The sequence below is a fragment of the Brevundimonas naejangsanensis genome (assembly GCF_003627995.1).
Taxonomy (GTDB): domain Bacteria; phylum Pseudomonadota; class Alphaproteobacteria; order Caulobacterales; family Caulobacteraceae; genus Brevundimonas; species Brevundimonas naejangsanensis_B.
The window spans coordinates 28502-47695 of record NZ_CP032707.1 but is presented as its reverse complement, the minus strand read 5'-3'; the positions used below and the strand labels follow the sequence as shown (position 1 = coordinate 47695).

The window sequence follows — 19194 nt, the reverse complement described above, 5'->3', positions numbered from 1 at the left end:
AGCCTTAAGCGGTCACCAGCAGGGAAAGTTGCCGACCGCGCACGTCGCGGCCGCCTTCCTCGATCTCCCGGTCCAGCAGGCGGGTCGGGTAGTCGCCGGTGAAATAGTGGTCGGTGAACTGCGGATTGGCCTGGTCCCTCGCCCCCGCGCCCATGGCGCCATAGAGGCCGTCGATCGACAGGAAGCCGAGGGAATCGACCTCCAGCACGGCGCGCATCTCTTCCATGGTGTGGGTGGCGGCCATCAGCTGCGACCGCTCGGGCATGTCGATGCCGTAGAAGTCCGGGAAGAGGATCTGCGGGCTGGCCGAGCGCAGGTGCACCTCCTTGGCGCCCGCCGCGCGCACGGCGCGGACCAGCTTCAGCGAGGTGGTGCCGCGCACGATGGAATCGTCGATCAGCACCACGCGCTTGCCCTCCAGGGCGGCGCGGTTGGGGCTGTGCTTCATGCGCACGCCCTTCTGACGGGCGCCCTGGCTGGGCTGGATGAAGGTGCGGCCCAGGTAGTGGCTGCGGATGATGCCCATCTCATAGGGCAGGCCGCTTTCCTGGGCGTAGCCGAGGGCGGCCGGGACGCCCGAGTCGGGCACCGGCACCACGACGTCGGCCTCGACCACGTGCTCGCGCGCCAGGCGGCGGCCCATCTCCTTGCGGACCTCATAGACCGGCAGGCCGTTCACGACCGAGTCGGGGCGGGCGAAATAGACGTACTCGAACAGGCAGGGGCGGGCGGGGCGCGCAGGGAAGGGCTTGATGGAGGTCAGGCCCTCGTCGTCGATGACTACGACCTCGCCGTGCTCGACGTCGCGCACGAAGGTGGCGCCGATGGTGTCCAGGGCGCAGGTTTCGGACGCCAGCACCCAGGCCTCGCCGATCTTGCCCAGCACCAGGGGACGGATGCCTAGAGGATCGCGGGCGCCGATCAGCTTGAGGCGCGTCTGGGCCACCAGGGCGTAGCCGCCCTCGATCCGGCTCAGGGCGTCGATGAAGCGGTCGACGATCTTGGCCTTACGGCTGCGGGCGATCAGGTGAAGGATGGCCTCGGAGTCCGAGGTCGACTGGAAGATCGCGCCTTCCTGCACCAGTTGCGCGTGCAGGTATTTGAAGTTGGTCAGGTTGCCGTTGTGGGCGATGGCGATGCCGCCCTGGTCCAGGTCGGCGAACATCGGCTGGATGTTGCGCAGGAAGCTGCCGCCGGCGGTGGAGTAGCGGGTGTGGCCGATGGCGGACTGTCCCGGCAGGCGGGCGCCCAGTTCGGCGTTGCCGAAGGCGTCGCCGACCAGGCCCTGATGCCGTTCGGTGTAGAAGCGCTCTTCATGAACGCTGGCGATGCCGCAGGCTTCCTGGCCGCGATGCTGCAGGGCGTGCAGGCCCAGGGCGACGATGGAGGAGGCCTCGTTGTCCGGCGCGCCCCAGACGCCGCAGACGCCGCACTCGAGACGAAGCTGGTCATCTCCCGGCTCACGCTGATGCTCACGGTGAACGACGGGTTCGGCGATATGGTGGCGCATCGTCAGGCTCCGATGACCGGGACAGGATAACTCAGTAGGCGGCGTCGCGCACGTAGTCCGCGATTGCGTCCGGGGCAAGGCTCATTGATCGGAAAACCCTTCCCGAACGGAAGAACCGACCACGGGAGTCAGGACGTCGGCACCCTTGCCCAGGGTCGGCAGCACGATCTGGATGGCGCGGGCGGACCCCTGGCTGAGCGGCGCGGTGGCGGCCTCCCCCAGCCAGCGGGGCGGGTTGTCTCGCATGGCGCCCATGATGATCAGGTGCACCGCCCCCACCAGGACCAGGGCCCGCACCAGGCCGACGCCCAGGCCCAGGGTCTGGTCCAATACGCCCAGGGCGTGGCCGCGCGCGCCCTGCGAAATGGCCGAGCCCAGGAAGCGCAAGCCGAAATAGAGGACGACGAAGACCAGGCCCACGGCCAGCACCGACCCGGCCCAGTCGGGATCGACCAGGGACCGGCCGACTGGGGCGGTCCACGGCAGGGTGATCAGGGCCAGCAGTCCAGCCAGGAAGAAGCTGAACACGGCCGTCAGCTCGCGCACGCCGCCCCGGAACCATCCGGCGGCGCCCGAGGCCAGCAGGGCCAGAATCACGAAGACGTCGTAGCCGGTCACGCGCGCGTCAGCCTCATCGAGTGGGAAGACGCCCTCAGTAGCGGTTCTGGGAGATTCGCTCGACCGCTTCGGCCAGGCGATTGACGACGGTCAGGGCGACGTCGCCCTTCTTGACCTTGCCGTTGGCATGGGGCGGGGCCAGGGCGCGTTCGAAGCCCAGCTTCTGCGCCTCGCGTATGCGGGCCTCGGCGCGGCCGACGGCGCGCACCTCGCCCGACAAGCCGATCTCGCCGAAGACGACGCAGCCCTGCGGCAGGGGCATGTCGAGCGTCGACGAGATCAGGGCGGCAGCGGCGGCCAGGTCGGCGGCGGGCTCGTTGATCCGCATTCCGCCCGCGATGTTCAGATAGACGTCCTTGTCCCCGAACCCCAGGCCGCAGCGCGCCTCCAGCACCGCCAGCAGCATGGCCAGGCGGCCGGAATCCCAACCGACGACGGCGCGTCTTGGCGTGCCGTATGCGGATGGCGCGACAAGAGCTTGAATTTCCACCAGAACGGGGCGCGATCCCTCGATCCCGGCGAAGACGGCGGCGCCGGGCGCCCGGTCCTTGCCCTCGCCCAGGAACAGAGCCGAGGGGTTGGGCACTTCGCGCAGGCCGGAGTCGCCCATCTCGAAGACGCCGATCTCGTCCGTGGCGCCGAAACGGTTCTTGCCCGCGCGCAGGATGCGGAAGGGATAGCCGCGCTCGCCCTCGAAGCTGAGCACGGCGTCGACCATGTGTTCGACCACGCGCGGCCCGGCGATCTGGCCGTCCTTGGTGACGTGGCCGACCAGGACGATGGCGGGGCCGCCGTTCTTGGCCAGGCGCACCAGTTCGGCGGCGCAGGCGCGCACCTGGGTGATCGAGCCGGGGCCGGCCTCGTGCACGTTGGACCACAGGGTCTGGATGGAGTCGATGATGACGATGTCGAACTGATCGCGTTTCAGCGTCGTCAGAATGTCGCGCAGCGCCGTGGCCGAGGCCAGGGAGACGGCTGCGTCGGCCACCCCCATGCGCTTGGCGCGGGCGCGGATCTGCTCGATCGCCTCTTCGCCCGAGATGTAGGCCACGCGCGCGCCGTTGCGCGCCGCCTTGGCCGTTACTTCCAGCAGCAGGGTCGACTTGCCGACGCCGGGGTCGCCGCCCAGCAGGATGGCCGAGCCGGGCACCACGCCGCCTCCGCAGACGCGGTCGAACTCGGTCACGCCGGTGACGATGCGCGGCGGCTCGGGCGTGTCGGACTGAAGCGTCTCGAACTGGACGCCGCGCCCGCGCGCGGTCGCCGCGGGCTTCATCGCGCCCGGCGGGGCCGCCTTGGACTCCTCGACCAGGGCGTTCCACTCGCCGCAGGACGAGCATTGCCCGGCCCATTTGGAATGAACCGCCCCGCAGGATTTGCAGACGAAGAGAAGAGAGTCGCGCGCCATGGCCCAGACCTAGCAGATCGCCGGGCCGAAGGGAGGCGGGGCGTGGGCGGCGACGTCCGATTCTGACGTGGCTTTATCGTCAAGCTTGCGCCTGCGCCCCTATCGCCGTCATTCTGCCATGATTAGGCCGAGTCCCGACTCAACCGAAGGCTATCGCATGACCCTGGAAAATCCCCCCGCCATCGATCCGTCGCTGGTCTCGCGCGTCAAATACATCCTGAGCCGGCCCAAGTTCGAATGGCCGGTGATCGACGCCGAGTCGGCGACCATCAAGGGGCTGTTCACCCGCTACGCCATGGTGCTGGCGGCCATTCCGGCGGTGGCGACCCTGGTCGGCCAGATCGCCTTCTGGCACCGCGGGCCGGTCGCGCCGCTGCTGGGCGCGGTCATGAGCTATGTGCTGTCCCTGGTCAGCGTCTATGTGCTGGGCCTGATCATCGACGCCCTGGCGCCGACCTTTGGCGGGACCAGGAACCCGGTGAAGGCGATGCAGGTCGCGGTCTATTCGATGACGCCGGCCTGGGTCGCGGGCGTGCTGAACGTCGTGCCGACCCTGAGTTGGCTGGCGGGCCTGCTGGGCCTCTACGGCTTCTACCTGCTGTATCTGGGCCTGCCCGCGCTGATGAAGACCACGGCGGACAAGGCGCTGGGCTACACCATCGTGGTGGTGGTCGCGGCCATCATCCTGTGGACCATCGTGGCCGCCCTGGTCGGCGCCGTGATCGCCAGCTTCGCCATCGTCGGCCTGGGCGCGGCGGCGTTCGCTCTGAGCTGAGGCGACGGAAGGGGACGGGCAGACTGTCCCCTGTGCCGTCCCCCTGAGCCGTCATGCCCGGACTTGATCCGGGCATCCAGCAGGCGCGATCGGGAAGGGTGCGCCGTCAAATGGCGGCGCGGCTGGATCGCGGGTCAGGCCCGACGATGACGGATGGATAGCGTCAGCCTCAGCCTCAGCCCTTATAGACGCGCGGCACGCGCGGCGTGATCGAGGTCAGCAGCTCATAGCTGATGGTGCCCGCCGCCGTGGCCGCGTCGTCGATCAGACGGTTGGCGCCGAAGATCTCGACCGGATCGCCCGCCTGCACGTCCAGGCCGGTCACATCGACCGCCAGCACGTCCATCGACACCCGGCCGATGATCGGCCGCAGTTCGCCGCCGACGAAGACCTGGCCCCTGGGGCTGTAGCTGCGCAGCACGCCGTCGGCGTAGCCCGCGCCGCAGGTGGCCACGCGCATCGGCCGCTCCGCCTTGAACCCTTGCGAATAGCCGACGGTTTCGCCGGCCGGGACGTCGCGCACCTGCACCGCCTGGGCGATCAGGCTGGCGACGGGGGCGATCCTGTCATGCGGGCGGCCTTCCGGCCCGCCGCCGTACAGGCAGATGCCCGGCCGCACCACGTCGAAGGCGAAGTCCGGCCCCAGGAAGCAGCCGCCCGAGTTGGCGAAGGAGCGCGTCACGCCGGGATAGCGCTGGACCGCCGCCGCATAGGCGTCACGCTGGGCGCGGTTCATCGGGTTGGCGGGCTCGTCGGCGCAGGCCAGGTGGGTCATCACCAGCTCCAGCCCCTCGAACGGTTCGGGCGCGTCCTCGACGCGGAAGCCCAGCCGGTTCATGCCGGTGTCCAGTTGCAGGGCGCAGGCGCCGCCGCCCGCCGCCCGCCAGGTCTGGAGCTGGGTCGGGTGGTTGATCACCGGCCGCAGGTTGGACGCCTTGAGCAGGGCCGCCCCGTCGCCGTGGCAACCGTCCAGGATGTAGATGACCGGCTCGGGGCCGATCGCCTCGCGCAGGCGCACGCCCTCGGCCGCGCGGGCCACGAAGAAGGTGCGCGCCCCCTCGGCCATCAGCCGCCTGGCCACCGCCGCCGCGCCCAGGCCGTAGCCGTCGGCCTTGACGACCGGATTGACCGGAACGCCGGTGACGGCGCCCAGGGTGCGGAAGTTGCGGGCGAGCGCGTCCAGGTCGACGTGCAGCACGGCGGGAGCGAAGGCGGGGGAGGTCATGAAGGCGGTTATAGGCCGCTGTTCAGGCCGCGCTACCGGCTTTTGCGTCTTGGGCTGTTCTGGCGCCGCCATCCGCGCTTTCCGCCGTCATCCTCGGGCTTGACCCGAGGATCGGGCTGTCCGTCTGCGCGACATTGGAAAAGGCTGAGCGCGCCCTGCGCTCGATCCTCGGGTCAAGCCCGAGGATGACGGAGAATGGGGGCGAGGACGACGGAGAATGGGGGCGAGGATGACGGAGAATGGGAGAGGGGCGACGTCTCGCCCTACTCCGGAATATCCGCATAGGCGCTGCCGTAGCGGCCGTCGTTGGCCAGGTTGCCGAAGCGGGTGGTGTTGGAATCGAAGGCCAGCTTGACGATGCCGATGGGGCCGTGACGTTGCTTGCCGATGACCACCTCGGCCTGATGCTGCAGGCGGTCCATGTCTTCCTGCCACTTCAGGTGCTCTTCGGTGCCCTCGCGCGGCTCGGCCCGGCCCAGGTAGTAGCTTTCGCGGTACACGAACATCACGCAGTCGGCGTCCTGCTCGATCGAGCCCGATTCACGAAGGTCCGACAGCTGGGGCCGCTTGTCCTCGCGGTTTTCGACCTGACGCGACAACTGCGACAGGGCGATGATGGGGACGTTCAGCTCCTTGGCCAGGGCCTTGAGGCCGCCGGTGATCTCGGACACTTCCTGCACGCGGTTCTTCTGGCCGCCGCTGTCGCCGGTGGTGACGAGCTGGAGGTAGTCGACCACGATCAGGTCGAGGCCGTGCTCCATCCGCTTCAGGCGTCGGGCGCGCGCCGCCAGCTTGGAGATGGACAGGCCGCCGGTGGCGTCGATGTAGAGGGGGCTTTCGCCGATCTCGATGGCGGCGTCGCGAATCTTGCCGAAGTCGGAGGCGTCGATCTCGCCCTTGCGCAGCTTATCCGAGGACACGCCCGACGCATCGGCCAGGATACGCATGGCCAGCTGTTCGGCGCTCATTTCCAGCGAGTAGAAGGCGACCACGCCGCCGTCGACGGTCTTGCGCCCGCCGTCCGGGGTCGGCTCCCAGCGATAGTTGCGGGCGACGTTGAAGGCGATGTTGGTCGCCAGCGCCGTCTTACCCATCGACGGTCGGCCCGCGAGGATCAGAAGGTCGGAGGGGTGCAGGCCGCCCAGCTTCTGGTCCAGGTCGTCCAGACGGGTGGCCAGGCCCGCCAGCTTGCCCTCGCGCTGATAGGCCTCGCCCGCCATTTCCACAGCGCCCGACAGGGCCTGCGAGAAGCTGACGAAGCCCGACGACGGCTTGCCCGTCTCGGCCAGGGAGTAGAGCGTCTGCTCGGCCTGTTCGATCTGTTCGTCGGCGGGCGTCTCGGGGTTGGGCGCCTCCTTGATGATCTCGCCGCCGATGCGGATCAGGTCGCGGCGCAGGGCCAGGTCATAGACAACGCGGGCGTAGTCGGGGGCGTTGGCGGCGGGCGGCGCCCGGTCCACCAGGTCGGCCAGGTAGCGCAGGCCGCCGAATTCCTGGAACGCCGGATCCTGCTTGAACCGCTCCATCAGGATGGTGGGCTCGGCCAGCAGGCCCTGACGGATGTGGTCCTCGATGGCGTCGAACAGGCGCTGGTGGAAGGGCTCGTAGAAATGGCTGCCGCGCAGCCGGTCCGACAGGCGCTCGAACACGGCGTTGTCGAACATCAGCGAGCCCAGCAGGGCCTGCTCCGCCTCCAGGTTGTGGGGCATGGACGACACCTGGACGGCGTCGGGGGCGGAGTCGTAGGGCATCGGGGCGAAGGCGTTCATCGGCATCATTCAATACGCATAGGCGCGCCCTGCGTCAGAGGCGGGCGCCCTCGTCATCGTGGACAGTCGGCGAGGTCTGTGGACGGCGCTCAAAAACCGCTGTCCGATCAGTGCGCGGGCGTCAGCCGCGGCAGGGGTAGCGCTCGGCCATCCAGTCGCGCACCGCCTGGGTCACGGTGATGCGGCGACGCGGCTCGGGCATGGTCTCGAAGCGCGCGACCAGGGCTTCAGGCGTGATGCCGGTGCCGGAGGCGGGGATGCAGTGGGCCGGGCGGCGGCCCGCCGACAGGGCCGAGGCCTGCTCGGCCTTGACCGTGCTGACGGCGCTGGTGACCTCGCGGATCAGGCGGCGGGTGTCGGGGCGCATGACGGCGGCGGCGCGGTTGCGCGGGATGTTCTGGCCGATCGCCAGGAACTGCTGGACCGTCATGTCCGACGACTGGGCTTTGGCGGCCTGGGGGGAGGCGAGCAGCATCACGGCGCCCAGGACAGGCGCGGCGGGGCGGAGGAAGGCGCGGAAAAGCATGCGCGCTAGATGCGCTGCAACGCTTCACGAAGCAAGATCGCCGCCGGCCGTCAGGCCGGGCAGGGATGCTCCTCCGCCATCCATTCGCGCACGGCCTGGGTGACGCTGATGCTGCGTCGGTGGGCGGGGATGGCGTTGAACCGATTCAAGATCATGTCGGGCGACACGCTGATCTTGGTGCCTGCGGGAATGCAGGTGGCGCCACGCCGCCCCGCCGCCGTGGCCGCTGCCTGATCGTCGCGAACCGACTTGAAGGCGCCGTTTATCTCGCTCATCAGGCGCCGCGCGTCGGATCGCAGCAGGGCCGTGGGATTGCGCGGGATGCGGTTCGCGGTGGTCAGGAATTCCTGCACGGTCATGGCGACCGCCATGGTGGGAGCGGCGGACAGCGCCAGGGCGGCGATGGCGGCGAATGTGGCGGCTTTCATGGTGTCCTCCCCAAGGGAAGGCGAAGCTTAGCGCGGGCTCGATGGCGGAACCATGGCCGACGAACCGTGTCATTCGTTAAGTTTTTGTCAGGCGCGGGGCCGCGCCGGCCGCCGCGCCTGACAAGGGAGCGCGTGCTCAAAGGGCAGGGAGTGAGCCCCTGTGCGCGCGCTCCAACCCAATCACCACTTCACGCTCAGCCGAGCGTAACCGTAGCGGCCGTTGAACCCGAACGGCGAGTAGTAGGGGAAGCCCAGCACGCCATTGCTGTTCAGGTTGGCGGGCACGAAGTCCGGGTATTCGTCGAAGACGTTGTCGACCCCGACCGCCAGGCCGACCCGGTCGGTGATCTGGAAGCGGCCTTCCAGGTCGACGGTGGTCTTGTCGCCGGTGAAGTAGTCGTTGGCCGGGACGGAACCGGGCTGCACCACGCTGGCGTAGTGGGTCGCCCGCGCCGTCGCGCCCCAGCGGCCCAGGCTCCAGTCGGCCGACGCCGAAATCTTGGCGGCCGGCGTGCCTTCCTCGATGGTCAGGATGCGCTGGCGCGCGAACAGGGTCGGGACCGGGTTCAGAACCGAGGACGAGGTCGGGACCTGTGTCACGCTGACCTCGTTGACGTTGGCGGCGACGGTGAAGTCCCAGTCGCCCGCCGTCTCGGTGCGCAGGCGATAGCGGCCGACGACGTCGACGCCCTGCGTCTCGGTGGAGACGCCGTTGAGGAAGAAACGCGCGGCCTGGACGCCCAGCGGGTCCAGCAGGCCGCGGACCTGGGGCGAGAAGCTGCGGTTGATCAGCTCCGACAGGACGATCTGGTCCTCGATCTCGATGCGGTAGGCGTCGACGGTCAGGTCGAAATTCCCCAGGCGGATCACCGCGCCCAGACTGTAGTTGGTCGAGGTCTCGGCCTTCAGCGGCCGGGCGCCGAGCGTCGAGGCGACGGCGCTGGTGGCGGGGAAGGTGCCGGTCTCGACCACGGCGCCGTCCTGCATCACCGAAGAGGTCGAGGTGAAGAAGCTCTGCTGCAGCGACGGGGCGCGGAAGCCGGTCGAGACCGAGCCGCGCAGGGCGAAGTTCGGCGTGAAGTCGTAGCGGGCGGCCAGCTTGCCCGTCTGGGCGTCGCCGAAGTCGGAGTAGTCCTCGACCCGGACCGCGCCTTCGACCGTCAGCTTTTCGGTCAGGGGGATTTCGACGTCCGCGTAGAGGGCGACGGCGTCGCGGTCCTCATCGACCTCGTTCGAGGGCTGGAAGCCGGGGAAGCCCTGGGCGCCGCCGGCCAGGGCCGTGTTGGCGCCCAGCGGGCCGCGATTCCAGGATTCCGGCTGGCCGGCGTCGATCTTGTAGGTCTCCTTGCGGGCCTCCAGGCCCCAGGCGAAGTTCAGCGGGCCGCCGTCGAGGCCGACCTCGAACTGGCGGGTGAAATCGGCGCCGAAGACCAGCTGGTTATAGGTCAGGCCGCCGGAATCGAAGCTGGTCGGCGAGTCGGCGCCATAGGTGGCGTTTAGCGAATCCTCGGTGCGGAAGTCCAGGGCGTTGCGGCCATAGACGAGGCTGAAGTCCGCGTCCCATCCGGCCAGCGTCCCGCGCACGCCGCCGGCGGCCGAAACGTCCTGGGAGTTGACGGCGACTTTGGGCAGGAAGCCGTTCGGATAGATGGACGGCACATTGTTGGCGTTGTCCGACAGGCGCGGGAAGGCGGCCGAAGAACTGTCGCGCGCCTGATAGCCGGCCCAGCCATAGGCTTCCCAATCGGCGTTCAGCGGCTTGCCCGCATTGGCGAAGACGCTCCACTGCTCGACCTCGGGGTCGCCGAAGCGGGCGGTCACGGCGCCGTTGGCGGCGGGGCGCGGGTCGTAGTCCGAACGGTTGGTGGGATCGCGGTCGGAGTATTCCGCCGACAGGGTCAGGAAGCCGTCCGATCCCAGGCCGAAGCCTTGCCAGGCCGAGGCGGTGACGGCGCGGCCGTCTTCCTCGTCCCGCTCGCCGCGCGCGGTCTTCACATTGGTGAAGTACTGGCCGGTGGTGATGCTGGCGCCGCCGCCTTCGCGGGCTTCCTTGAGGCGCAGGTTGACGACCCCGGCGATGGCGTCCGAGCCGTATTGCGCCGAGGCGCCGTCGCGCAGCACCTCGACCCGGTCCAGGGCGCCGCTGGGGATGGCGTTCAGGTCGACGGCGGCCGAGCCGCGCCCGACCGTGCCGTTGACGTTGACCAGGGCCGAGGCGTGGCGGCGCGTGCCGTTGACCAGCACCAGGGTCTGGTCCGGCGACAGGCCGCGCAGGGTGGCGGGGCGGATCGAGTCCGTGCCGTCGTTGGCCGAGGGACGCTGGAAGGTCAGGGACGGCACGGTCTGGGCCAGGGCGGCGGCGAACTCGGTGGTGCCGCGGTTCTGCAGCGTCTCGGCCGTCACCACGTCGACGGGGGCCAGGGTGTCCAGGCGCGAGCGGGCCGGGGCGCGCGTGCCCGTCACCACGATGTCGTCGACCGAGGTCGCGTCGTCAGGAGCGGCCAGATTGGGAAGGGTCTGGGCGCTGGCGGCGCCGGCGATCAACAGGGCGACGCCGGATGCGGCGGCCAGAAGGGCGGGGCGGAGGGGGGGGTCATCTCGAGAGGTCGTCTTTTCTGATTGGACGCGCGTCAGGGGACGCCGCCGCGGGAGGGCGGGCGTCGGGCGCGTCGGGAAGCGAAGCTATGGAAGCGGGCGGAAACCGCAGACCGGCGGCGGACCGGTCGGGGAGGGCGGCTTCAGGGTGCTTGGCACGGACATCGCGCCGGTCGGACGACCGGGCGATGCAGTCGGGCGTAAAGGCCGGGGCGCATCGTCATCTCCTGCCCGTCAACGGCGACGAGCCATGGCGATATTGCGGTGCGAAAGCGGCGACGCCTATCGAGATTGTGTGAGGGGATGTTTAGAGAAACTAACCTTTTTCCCTCTCCCATTGGGAGAGGGTGAAGAAGAAAAAAGGGGCGCTTCCTTGCGGAAGCGCCCCTCGATCATCTCGCCGAAGCGACAGGATCAGGCTTCGTCGCCGAAGCCTTCCTGTTGGCCGGCGCCGCCTTCCAGCAGCTCTTGAGCGGCCTGGTCAGCAGCTTGACGCTCGTCGTCGAACTGAGCGCGGATCACGTCCTCGCCCTTCGCCTGACGCTCGGCTTCGTCGGCCGAACGGGCGATGTTGATCTTGACGGTGGCCGAGACCTCGGCGTGCAGGCGGACCAGCACTTCGTGGACGCCCAGCGTCTTGATCGCCGTGTTCAGGACGACCTGCGACCGCTCGACCTTGCCGCCTTCGGCGCGGATGGCTTCCGCCACGTCGCGACCAGCGACCGAACCGTACAGCTGGCCGGTTTCGCCAGCCTGACGGATCATGACGTAGCTCTGACCGTCGATCTTGTCGGCGATCTTCTGAGCGTCGGCCTTGTTCTTCTCGTTGCGCTGCTCAATGGCGACGCGTTCGATTTCGAAGGCCTTCAGGTTGGCTTCGGTGGCGCGACGCGCCTTGTCGCGCGGCAGAAGGTAGTTACGGGCGAAGCCGTCCTTGACGGTGACGACGTCGCCGATGGCGCCGAGGTTCTCGACGCGTTCCAGCAGAACGACCTTCATCTTACTTCACCACGTACGGCAGGAGGGCCAGGTAGCGGGCGCGCTTGATGGCCTTGGCCAGTTCGCGTTGCTTCTTGGCGGAAACGGCGGTGATGCGCGAAGGCACGATCTTGCCGCGTTCGGAGACGTAACGCTGCAGCAGCTTCACGTCCTTGTAGTCGATCTTCGGCGCGTTGGCGCCCGAGAACGGGCACACCTTGCGGCGACGATAGAAGGGGCGACGGGCCGGGCCGGAGCCGGCCGGAGCGCCCGGGATGGGGGCAGTCGTATCGGTCATGATCCGGTTCCTTATTCCGAAGCCGCGGCGTCTTCGCCGCGCGGGGCGCTGCGGTCACGCTCGCGTTCGCGGCGGGCCAGCAGGGGCGACAGCTCCAGGTCGAGTTCCTCGACGCGGATGGTCAGCCAGCGCAGCACGTCTTCGTTGATCGACAGCTGGCGCTCGACTTCGGCCATGGCGGCCGGCGGGCAGTCGACGGCCAGCAGCGAATAGTGAGCCTTGCGGTTCTTCTTGACCCGGTAGGTCAGGTTGCGCAGACCCCAGTACTCGATCTTGGCGACGGAGCCGCCGCCTTCTTCGATCAGAGCCTTGATGGTGTCGTTCAGCGCTTCGGCCTGTTGCGCCGAGATATCCTGGCGCGTCATGACCGTGTGCTCGTAAAGAGCCATGCGGTATTCTCCCTTGGCGGACATCGGCGCGGGCGAACCGGGGAGTTCGTCCACGATGGCTCCTGATGCGGCGGACGGGAGTTTCCCGGCCCTTTGACGTTCCGCAGCAGGACCGAAGCCCTGGAAAGGGCGCGCCTATACGGGAAAACCCCCGCAATGGCAAGGCGCAGGGGGCGTCGACCGGGCGTTCGACTGTCCTTTTTCTTGCCGTAGGGGAGGGATTCGCCTACCCCTCGCGGCTTGATTCAACGGATGACGGACGATCCCGGATGAGCCTCGCGCTTCTCTTTCCCGGTCAGGGCAGCCAGTCGGTGGGCATGGGCGTCGCCCTGGCGGACGCTTTCGTCAGCGCGCGCGAAATCTTCGCCGAGGTGGACGACGCCCTGAACCAGAAGCTGTTCGAGCTGATGCGCGAAGGGCCCGAGGATCAGCTGACCCTGACCGAAAACGCCCAGCCCGCGCTGATGGCGGTGTCGGTCGCCACGGCGCGGGTGCTGAAGGTCGAGTTCGGCGTCGACGTGGCGCGCGCCGCCTTCGTCGCGGGTCACTCGCTGGGCGAATATTCGGCCCTGGCGGCGGCGGGCGCGATCAGCCTGTCGGACACCGCCCGCCTGCTGAAGCTGCGCGGCCAGGCCATGCAGCGCGCCGTGCCGGTGGGCAAGGGGGCGATGGCCTCGCTGATCGGCCCCAAGACCGATCTGGCGCTGGCTGAAGAGGCGGCCAAGGCCGGTTCGGCGGCGGGCGTCTGCGTCGTCGCCAACGACAACAACAAGGGCAATGTCGTCATCTCCGGCGACAAGGCCGCGGTTGACCTGGCCATCGAGAAGGCCAAGGAACTGGGCGCGCGGGCGATCCCGCTGAACGTCTCGGCTCCTTTCCACTGCCCGCTGATGCAGCCTGCCGCCGATGAAATGGCCGCCGCGCTGGCCGATGCGAAGATCATCGCGCCCGTCGTGCCGGTGGTCGCCAACGTCACGGCCCGCCGGGAAACCGACGCCGAGGTCATCCGCCGCCTGCTGGTCGAGCAGGTGACCGGCCGCGTGCGCTGGCGCGAGAGCATGGAGTGGATGGCCTCTGAAGGCGGCGTGACCCGCTTCGTCGAGGTCGGCGCGGGCAAGGTGCTGACCGGCATGGCCAAGCGCATCGCCCCCGACGCCGAGGCCCTGGCGCTGAACACGGCCGAAGAGCTGGAAGCGTTCGCGAAAAGCCTTTGATCCTTCTCCCCTTGCGGGAGAAGGTGGCTGGCGAAGCCAGACGGATGAGGGGTCGCTCCACCTGAGCGGTTTCTCGGATTGAAAACACGGCAGGGGTCGGCGCGACCCCTCATCCGGCCCTGACGGGCCACCTTCTCCCGCAAGGGGAGAAGGAAGAGGAGACAGAGATGTTCAACCTTACCGGCAAGACCGCCCTCGTGACCGGCGCCACCGGCGGCATCGGCGGGGCCATCGCCCGCGCCCTGCACGCCCAGGGCGCGACCGTCGTCCTGTCCGGCACCCGCGAAGCCGTGCTGGCCGACCTGGCCAAGGAACTGGGCGAGCGCGCCCACTACGCCGTCGCCAACCTGTCGGACCCCGAATCGGTCGACGGCCTGGTCGCCAAGGCCGAGGAAGCCGCCGGCGCGCCGCTGGACATCCTGGTCGCCAACGCCGGCATCACCAAGGACGGCCTGCTGATGCGGATGAAGGACGAGGACTTCCTGTCCGTCCTGTCGATCAACCTGGAGAGCTATTTCCGTCTGACCCGCGCGGCGGTGAAGGGGATGATGAAGCGCCGTTCGGGCCGCATCATCGGCATCACCTCGGTGGTGGGCGTGACCGGCAACCCCGGCCAGACCAACTATTCCGCCTCCAAGGCCGGGATGATCGGCTTCTCCAAGTCGCTGGCCCAGGAAGTCGGCTCGCGCGGGATCACGGTCAATTGCATCGCGCCGGGCTTCATCGCCTCGCCGATGACCGACGTGCTGAACGACCAGCAGCGCGAAGCCATCCTGACCAAGATTCCGGCCGGCCGCCTGGGCACGGGCGGCGAGATCGCCTCGGCCGCCGTCTATCTGTCGTCGGACGAAGCCGCCTACGTCACGGGCCAGACCCTGCACGTCAACGGCGGCATGGCCATGATTTAAGCGGTCGTGCGCCGTCATCACGACGCGCGACAGACTATTTCCAGCCCGCTCCCCTGTGCTAAAGGGCACGGACGCCTTTCGGGGGTGAGTCTCATTCGGACTTGCACCCGGCAGGCAGCCGTGACACGGCGAAGCAACCCAAGACCCGCCTTCACGGCGATTTCAAACAGGCAAGAGAGACACTCATGTCCGACACCCTCGAACGCGTCCGCAAGATCGTGATCGACCACCTGGACGCCGATCCGGACAAGGTCACCGAGAAGGCTTCCTTCATCGACGACCTGGGCGCCGACTCGCTCGACAACGTCGAACTGGTCATGGCCTTCGAAGAAGAATTCGACGTCGAGATCCCGGATGACGCCGCTGAGCACATCCAGACCGTCGGCGACGCGGTGAAGTTCATCGACGAGAAGCTGGCCGGCTGATCCGGCTGCGATTCGTCGCACCTACCAAGCTGATGGCCGCCGTGACGGGACCCTAGCGGGACCGTCCGGCGGCCATTAGTGTTTCTGGCTACGATTCTGACCAAGAAGGAGCGCGAACCATGCGCCGCGTCGTCATCACGGGCCTCGGCCTGGTCACTCCGTTGGGAACGGGCGTCGAGCACGTCTGGAAAGGCATTCTGGAAGGCCGCTCGGGCATCCGTCCGATCACCGCCTTCGACACCGAGGGCTACGGCTGCACCATCGCGGGCGAGGTGCCCAGCGTCGACGGGCGCGGTGGCGGCGAGCCTGGTCAGCCGGGCGTCTTCGATCCCGACCAGGTGATGTCGGCCAAGGACCGCAAGCGCGTCGACGACTTCATCCTGTACGCCATCGCCGCCGCCGACGAGGCGCTGGCCGATGCGGACTGGAAGCCGGAATCGGAAGAGGACAAGGAAGCGACGGGCGTCATGGTCGGGTCGGGCATCGGCGGCCTGGGCCCCATCGCCGACACCGCCATCGTGCTTAAGGAACAGGGCGTCCGCCGCGTCAGTCCCTTCTTCATCCCCTCGGCCCTGATCAACCTGGCCTCGGGCCAGATTTCGATCCGCCACGGCCTGAAGGGCCCGAACCACGCGGTCGTCACCGCCTGCGCCACCGGCGCCCACGCCATCGGCGACGCGGCCCGGATGATCGCCCTGGGCGACGCCGACGTCATGGTGGCGGGCGGCGCCGAAAGCTCGGTCGTGCCGATCGGCATCGCCGGCTTCCTGGCCTGCAAGGCCCTGTGCACCGCCTACAACGACACGCCCGAGAAGGCCTCGCGCCCCTATGACCGCGGCCACGCCGGCTTCGTCATGGGCGAAGGCGCGGGCGTGATGGTTCTGGAAGAATACGAACACGCCAAGGCGCGGGGCGCCAAGATCTACGCCGAGGTCGTCGGCTACGGCATGAGCGGCGACGCCTATCACATCACCGCCCCGTCGGAAGACGGCGACGGCGGCCTGCGGGCCATGAAGGCTGCGCTGAAGCGGGCCGGGATGCAGCCCTCCGACATCGACTACGTCAACGCCCACGGCACCTCGACCATGGCCGACTGGATCGAGCTGAAGGCGGTCGAACGGCTGGTCGGCGACCACGCCAAGGACCTGGCCGTGTCGTCGACCAAGTCGATGACGGGCCACCTGCTGGGCGCCGCCGGGGCCATCGAGAGCATCTTCTCGGTCCTGGCCATCCGCGACCAGATGGCGCCCCCGACCATCAACCTGGACGATCCCGAAATGGAGACGCCGATCGACCTGGTCCCGCACAAGGGCAAGGCCAGGAAGATCGATGTGGCGATGTCCAACAGCTTCGGTTTCGGCGGCACCAATGCGGCCGTGATCTTCAAGAAGGTCGACTGACTTGGCCAAGGCTCCGTCCCGCCGCACCCCCAAGGTTCGCATTCCCAAGTCGCGCGTTCCGAAAAAGGGCGGCGGGGGCGGAGGCTCTCGTTCAGGTCTCGGCGTGGGCCTGATCACCGCCGCCGGGACGCTGGGCCTGTTCCTGGTCGCGGCGCTGGTGGCGCTGTGGGCCGTCTATTGGGGACCGGGGCCGAAGGCGGCGGAAGGGCAGGCGACCATCGTCACCCTGCCGTCCGGGGCGGGCGTGCCGGCCATCGCCGCCAATCTGAAGTCGGCGGGGGTGATCCGCTCCACCGACCTGTTCCGCGCGGCCGTCAGCCTGACCGGCGCCGACCGCAAGATCCGCGCGGGCGAATATCAGGTGCCGTCGGGCGCCTCCCTGGCCGCCGTGGTCGGCCTGCTGGTCGACGGCAAGGTGGTGCGCCACTACGTGACCCTGCCCGAGGGCTGGTCCAGCGCCCAGGCGGTCGACATCCTGATGAAGCAGCCGGTCCTGACCGGCGAGGTCGAGGTCCCGCCCGAGGGCTCCCTGTGGCCCGAGACCTATGAAGTCACGCGCGGCGAGACCCGCGCCGCCGTCGTCGCCCGCATGCAGCGCGCCGCCAAGGCCAAGTTGGAGACCCTGTGGGCCGCCCGTTCGCCCGCCACCGTGGTCACGACCCCGCAAGAGGCCCTGGTCCTGGCCTCCATCGTCGAGAAGGAGACGGGCATCGCCTCCGAACGGCCGCAGGTGGCGGCCGTCTTCACCAACCGCCTGCGCCTGGGGATGCGGCTGGAGAGCGATCCGACCATCATCTACGGCGTGACCAAGGGGCGGCCTCTAGGACGCCCCATCCTGCTGTCGGAACTGCGCAAGCCGACGCCGTGGAACACCTATCTGATCGACGGCCTGCCGCCGACGCCCATCGCCAATCCGGGCGAGGAGGCGCTGAAGGCGGTGCTGAACCCGCCGCGTTCGGAATACGTCTTCTTCGTCGCCGACGGCACCGGCGGCCACGTCTTCGCCCGCACCTATCAGGAGCATCTGCTGAACGTGGCCCGCTGGCGCGAGATCGAGCGCCGCAAGGCCGGCCTGACGGCGGGGGAAAACGCGCCGGAGACGTCGCCTGCGCCGATGACGGATGAAGCGGCTGGCCCAGCCATCGCCATTCCGCCGGGCGCCAAGGTCATTCGCGTGCCGACGGAGGCTGGACGATGAGCAACGCGATCTCGGGCCAAATTTCCGGCATGACGGGCTTTGGCCGGGCCGACGGGACGCTGGACGGCTGGACCTGGACGGTTGAGGCGCGCTCGGTCAACGGCCGGACGCTGGAGACGCGCTTTCGCGGCCCCGGCGGCTTCGACAACCTGGAACGGCTGGCCAAGGCGGCGGCGCAGGCGCGCCTGAACCGGGGCCAGGTGACGCTGGGCCTGCAGGCCAAGCGCGCCGAGGGTTTCGAGCCCGCGCCTCGCGTCAACGAGGCCGTGCTGGCCACCTATCTGCGGCTGGCCAACCAGCTCGCGGAGGAGGGGGCGACGCCGCCCTCGGCCGACGGCCTGCTGGCCCTGCGCGGCGTCATCGAGGTGGCAGAAGAGGACGAGGACGCGGACGCCCGCGCCGCTCTGGAGGCCGCCATGGCCGCCACGGTCGAACACGCCCTGGACGCGCTCAAAGCCTCGCGCCTGCGCGAAGGCGAGCAGCTGACGCCGGTCATCCACGACTTCGTCGGCGCCATCGAGGCCCTGGTCGCGCGCGCCGAACTGGAGGCGTCGGCCCAGACCGAGGCGATCCGCGACCGCTTCACCCGCCGCATGGCGGACCTGGCCCCCGAGGCGCCGGGCCTGGACGAGCGCATCTTTCTGGAAGCGGCCGCCCTGGCGACCAAGGCCGACGTGCGCGAGGAGCTGGACCGTCTGGCCGCCCACGTCGCCTCGGCCCGGGCACTGTTGCAGCAACCCCCCGCCGGTCGAAAACTCGACTTCCTGATGCAGGAATTCATGCGCGAGGCGAACACCCTCTGCTCGAAATCCGCTACGACCGCGCTCACCGGAATCGGCCTGGAGTTGAAGGCCGTCATCGAGCAGCTTCGAGAACAAGTTCAGAATGTCGAATAACCGCACCCCCCGCCGTGGCGTCCTGCTGATCGTGGCCAGTCCGTCGGGGGCCGGAAAGACCTCGCTGTGCCGCCGCCTGATGGCCGATCACAAGGGGCTGGAGCTGTCGGTCTCCATGACCACGCGCGGCATCCGCCCGGGCGAGGTGGACGGTCGCGACTACAACTTCGTCAGCAAGGAAGAATTCCAGCGGCTGATCGACGCCGACGCCTTCCTGGAATGGGCCGACGTGCACGGCAACCGCTACGGCAGCCCGGCCGCCCCGGTCGAGCGGGCGCTGGCCGAGGGCCGCGACGTCCTGTTCGACATCGACTGGCAGGGCGCCCGCGACGTGGCCGTCAAATGCCCCGGCGACGCCGTGCGGGTCTTCATCCTGCCGCCTAGCCTAGAAGAGCTGCGCCGCCGCCTGGTGACGCGCTCGCAGGACGCCGAGGACGTGATCGAGCGCCGGGTCGCCAACGCCAAGGGCGAGATCGAACACTGCGACGACTTCGACTACGTCCTGGTCAACGAGGACTTCGACCGCTCCTACGCCGAGCTGGCCCACATCTATCACGCCGAGCGCAGCCGCCGTCACCGCAACCTGTGGGTCGAGGGCTACAAGGCGGCCCTGCTCAAGGAAGTGGTCTGACGC

Annotated in this window: 19 protein-coding genes; 8 read left to right on the top strand and 11 right to left on the bottom strand. The window is 68.9% G+C overall.

From position 1 onward, the window contains the following. Positions 1-4 precede the first annotated feature (4 nt). The 3 genes from purF to radA all read right to left on the bottom strand — a co-directional run bounded on the left by purF (position 5) and on the right by radA (position 3536). Positions 5-1510, bottom strand: coding sequence for an amidophosphoribosyltransferase (gene purF, locus D8I30_RS00220; protein ID WP_121480936.1), 1506 nt, complete (start codon positions 1508-1510; stop codon positions 5-7). Positions 1511-1591: 81 nt separating this feature from the next. Then, positions 1592-2128, bottom strand: a complete 537-nt coding sequence (locus D8I30_RS00215) for a CvpA family protein (RefSeq protein WP_121480935.1) — start codon at positions 2126-2128, stop codon at positions 1592-1594. 34 nt (positions 2129-2162) lie between these two features. Next, positions 2163-3536 carry a DNA repair protein RadA gene (gene radA, locus D8I30_RS00210; RefSeq protein ID WP_121480934.1) on the bottom strand — a complete coding sequence of 458 codons (1374 nt, stop codon included), beginning with the start codon at positions 3534-3536 and terminating at the stop codon, positions 2163-2165. A 157-nt stretch (positions 3537-3693) separates the two neighbouring features. On the opposite strand from radA, the gene D8I30_RS00205 reads away from it, so the two are divergent. Next, positions 3694-4311 (top strand): Yip1 family protein, encoded by a 618-nt coding sequence (locus D8I30_RS00205; RefSeq protein WP_121480933.1) that lies wholly within the window; start codon positions 3694-3696, stop codon positions 4309-4311. 175 nt (positions 4312-4486) lie between these two features. On the opposite strand, the gene alr is transcribed toward D8I30_RS00205, so the two are convergent. The 8 genes from alr to rpsF all read right to left on the bottom strand — a co-directional run bounded on the left by alr (position 4487) and on the right by rpsF (position 12519). After that, positions 4487-5536, bottom strand: a complete 1050-nt coding sequence (gene alr / locus D8I30_RS00200) for an alanine racemase (protein ID WP_121480932.1) — start codon at positions 5534-5536, stop codon at positions 4487-4489. A gap of 263 nt (positions 5537-5799) precedes the next feature. Continuing rightward, positions 5800-7305, bottom strand: coding sequence for a replicative DNA helicase (locus D8I30_RS00195; RefSeq protein ID WP_121480931.1), 1506 nt, complete (start codon positions 7303-7305; stop codon positions 5800-5802). A 121-nt stretch (positions 7306-7426) separates the two neighbouring features. Beyond that, complete coding sequence (locus tag D8I30_RS00190) at positions 7427-7780, bottom strand: hypothetical protein (protein ID WP_162938748.1); 354 nt, start codon at positions 7778-7780, stop codon at positions 7427-7429. 101 nt (positions 7781-7881) lie between these two features. After that, positions 7882-8259, bottom strand: coding sequence for a hypothetical protein (locus tag D8I30_RS00185; protein WP_121480929.1), 378 nt, complete (start codon positions 8257-8259; stop codon positions 7882-7884). A gap of 180 nt (positions 8260-8439) precedes the next feature. After that, positions 8440-10803: a TonB-dependent receptor plug domain-containing protein gene (locus D8I30_RS00180; RefSeq protein ID WP_430804993.1), complete on the bottom strand. Its 2364-nt coding sequence runs from the start codon at positions 10801-10803 to the stop codon at positions 8440-8442. A 465-nt stretch (positions 10804-11268) separates the two neighbouring features. Further along, on the bottom strand, positions 11269-11853 hold the full coding sequence (gene rplI / locus D8I30_RS00175; protein WP_121480927.1) for a 50S ribosomal protein L9: 585 nt from the start codon (positions 11851-11853) through the stop codon (positions 11269-11271). A 1-nt stretch (position 11854) separates the two neighbouring features. Then, positions 11855-12130, bottom strand: coding sequence for a 30S ribosomal protein S18 (gene rpsR, locus D8I30_RS00170; RefSeq protein ID WP_003167100.1), 276 nt, complete (start codon positions 12128-12130; stop codon positions 11855-11857). 11 nt (positions 12131-12141) lie between these two features. After that, positions 12142-12519: a 30S ribosomal protein S6 gene (gene rpsF, locus D8I30_RS00165; RefSeq protein WP_121480926.1), complete on the bottom strand. Its 378-nt coding sequence runs from the start codon at positions 12517-12519 to the stop codon at positions 12142-12144. Positions 12520-12788: 269 nt separating this feature from the next. Between rpsF and fabD the strand changes: the two genes are divergently transcribed. From fabD to gmk, 7 genes are all read left to right on the top strand, one after another. Further along, positions 12789-13733 carry an ACP S-malonyltransferase gene (fabD, locus tag D8I30_RS00160; protein WP_121480925.1) on the top strand — a complete coding sequence of 315 codons (945 nt, stop codon included), beginning with the start codon at positions 12789-12791 and terminating at the stop codon, positions 13731-13733. A 167-nt stretch (positions 13734-13900) separates the two neighbouring features. Next, complete coding sequence (gene fabG, locus D8I30_RS00155; protein ID WP_121480924.1) at positions 13901-14641, top strand: 3-oxoacyl-[acyl-carrier-protein] reductase; 741 nt, start codon at positions 13901-13903, stop codon at positions 14639-14641. Between the two features lie 185 nt (positions 14642-14826). Next, a complete protein-coding gene (locus D8I30_RS00150) occupies positions 14827-15066 on the top strand; it encodes an acyl carrier protein (protein WP_105564338.1) in 240 nt (79 codons plus the stop codon). Between the two features lie 119 nt (positions 15067-15185). After that, positions 15186-16466 (top strand): beta-ketoacyl-ACP synthase II, encoded by a 1281-nt coding sequence (gene fabF, locus D8I30_RS00145; protein WP_121480923.1) that lies wholly within the window; start codon positions 15186-15188, stop codon positions 16464-16466. 1 nt (position 16467) lies between these two features. Then, positions 16468-17664 (top strand): endolytic transglycosylase MltG, encoded by a 1197-nt coding sequence (gene mltG / locus D8I30_RS00140; protein ID WP_121480922.1) that lies wholly within the window; start codon positions 16468-16470, stop codon positions 17662-17664. Then, positions 17661-18560 (top strand): YicC/YloC family endoribonuclease, encoded by a 900-nt coding sequence (locus D8I30_RS00135; protein ID WP_121480921.1) that lies wholly within the window; start codon positions 17661-17663, stop codon positions 18558-18560. The genes mltG and D8I30_RS00135 overlap by 4 nt, the downstream gene beginning before the upstream one ends. After that, complete coding sequence (gmk, locus tag D8I30_RS00130; protein WP_121480920.1) at positions 18550-19191, top strand: guanylate kinase; 642 nt, start codon at positions 18550-18552, stop codon at positions 19189-19191. Before D8I30_RS00135 ends, gmk begins: the two co-directional genes overlap by 11 nt. Positions 19192-19194: the final 3 nt, after the last annotated feature.

Bases quoted from the DNA above. Each gene is read 5' to 3' on its own strand.
- purF (WP_121480936.1), bottom strand. From the start codon at position 1,510: ATGCGCCACCATATCGCCGAACCCGTCGTTCACCGTGAGCATCAGCGT.
- radA (WP_121480934.1), bottom strand. From the start codon at position 3,536: ATGGCGCGCGACTCTCTTCTCTTCGTCTGCAAATCCTGCGGGGCGGTT.
- D8I30_RS00205 (WP_121480933.1), top strand. From the start codon at position 3,694: ATGACCCTGGAAAATCCCCCCGCCATCGATCCGTCGCTGGTCTCGCGC.
- alr (WP_121480932.1), bottom strand. From the start codon at position 5,536: ATGACCTCCCCCGCCTTCGCTCCCGCCGTGCTGCACGTCGACCTGGAC.
- D8I30_RS00195 (WP_121480931.1), bottom strand. From the start codon at position 7,305: ATGAACGCCTTCGCCCCGATGCCCTACGACTCCGCCCCCGACGCCGTC.
- D8I30_RS00190 (WP_162938748.1), bottom strand. From the start codon at position 7,780: ATGCTGCTCGCCTCCCCCCAGGCCGCCAAAGCCCAGTCGTCGGACATG.
- D8I30_RS00185 (WP_121480929.1), bottom strand. From the start codon at position 8,259: ATGAAAGCCGCCACATTCGCCGCCATCGCCGCCCTGGCGCTGTCCGCC.
- rplI (WP_121480927.1), bottom strand. From the start codon at position 11,853: ATGAAGGTCGTTCTGCTGGAACGCGTCGAGAACCTCGGCGCCATCGGC.
- rpsR (WP_003167100.1), bottom strand. From the start codon at position 12,130: ATGACCGATACGACTGCCCCCATCCCGGGCGCTCCGGCCGGCTCCGGC.
- rpsF (WP_121480926.1), bottom strand. From the start codon at position 12,519: ATGGCTCTTTACGAGCACACGGTCATGACGCGCCAGGATATCTCGGCG.
- fabD (WP_121480925.1), top strand. From the start codon at position 12,789: ATGAGCCTCGCGCTTCTCTTTCCCGGTCAGGGCAGCCAGTCGGTGGGC.
- fabG (WP_121480924.1), top strand. From the start codon at position 13,901: ATGTTCAACCTTACCGGCAAGACCGCCCTCGTGACCGGCGCCACCGGC.
- D8I30_RS00150 (WP_105564338.1), top strand. From the start codon at position 14,827: ATGTCCGACACCCTCGAACGCGTCCGCAAGATCGTGATCGACCACCTG.
- fabF (WP_121480923.1), top strand. From the start codon at position 15,186: ATGCGCCGCGTCGTCATCACGGGCCTCGGCCTGGTCACTCCGTTGGGA.
- D8I30_RS00135 (WP_121480921.1), top strand. From the start codon at position 17,661: ATGAGCAACGCGATCTCGGGCCAAATTTCCGGCATGACGGGCTTTGGC.
- gmk (WP_121480920.1), top strand. From the start codon at position 18,550: ATGTCGAATAACCGCACCCCCCGCCGTGGCGTCCTGCTGATCGTGGCC.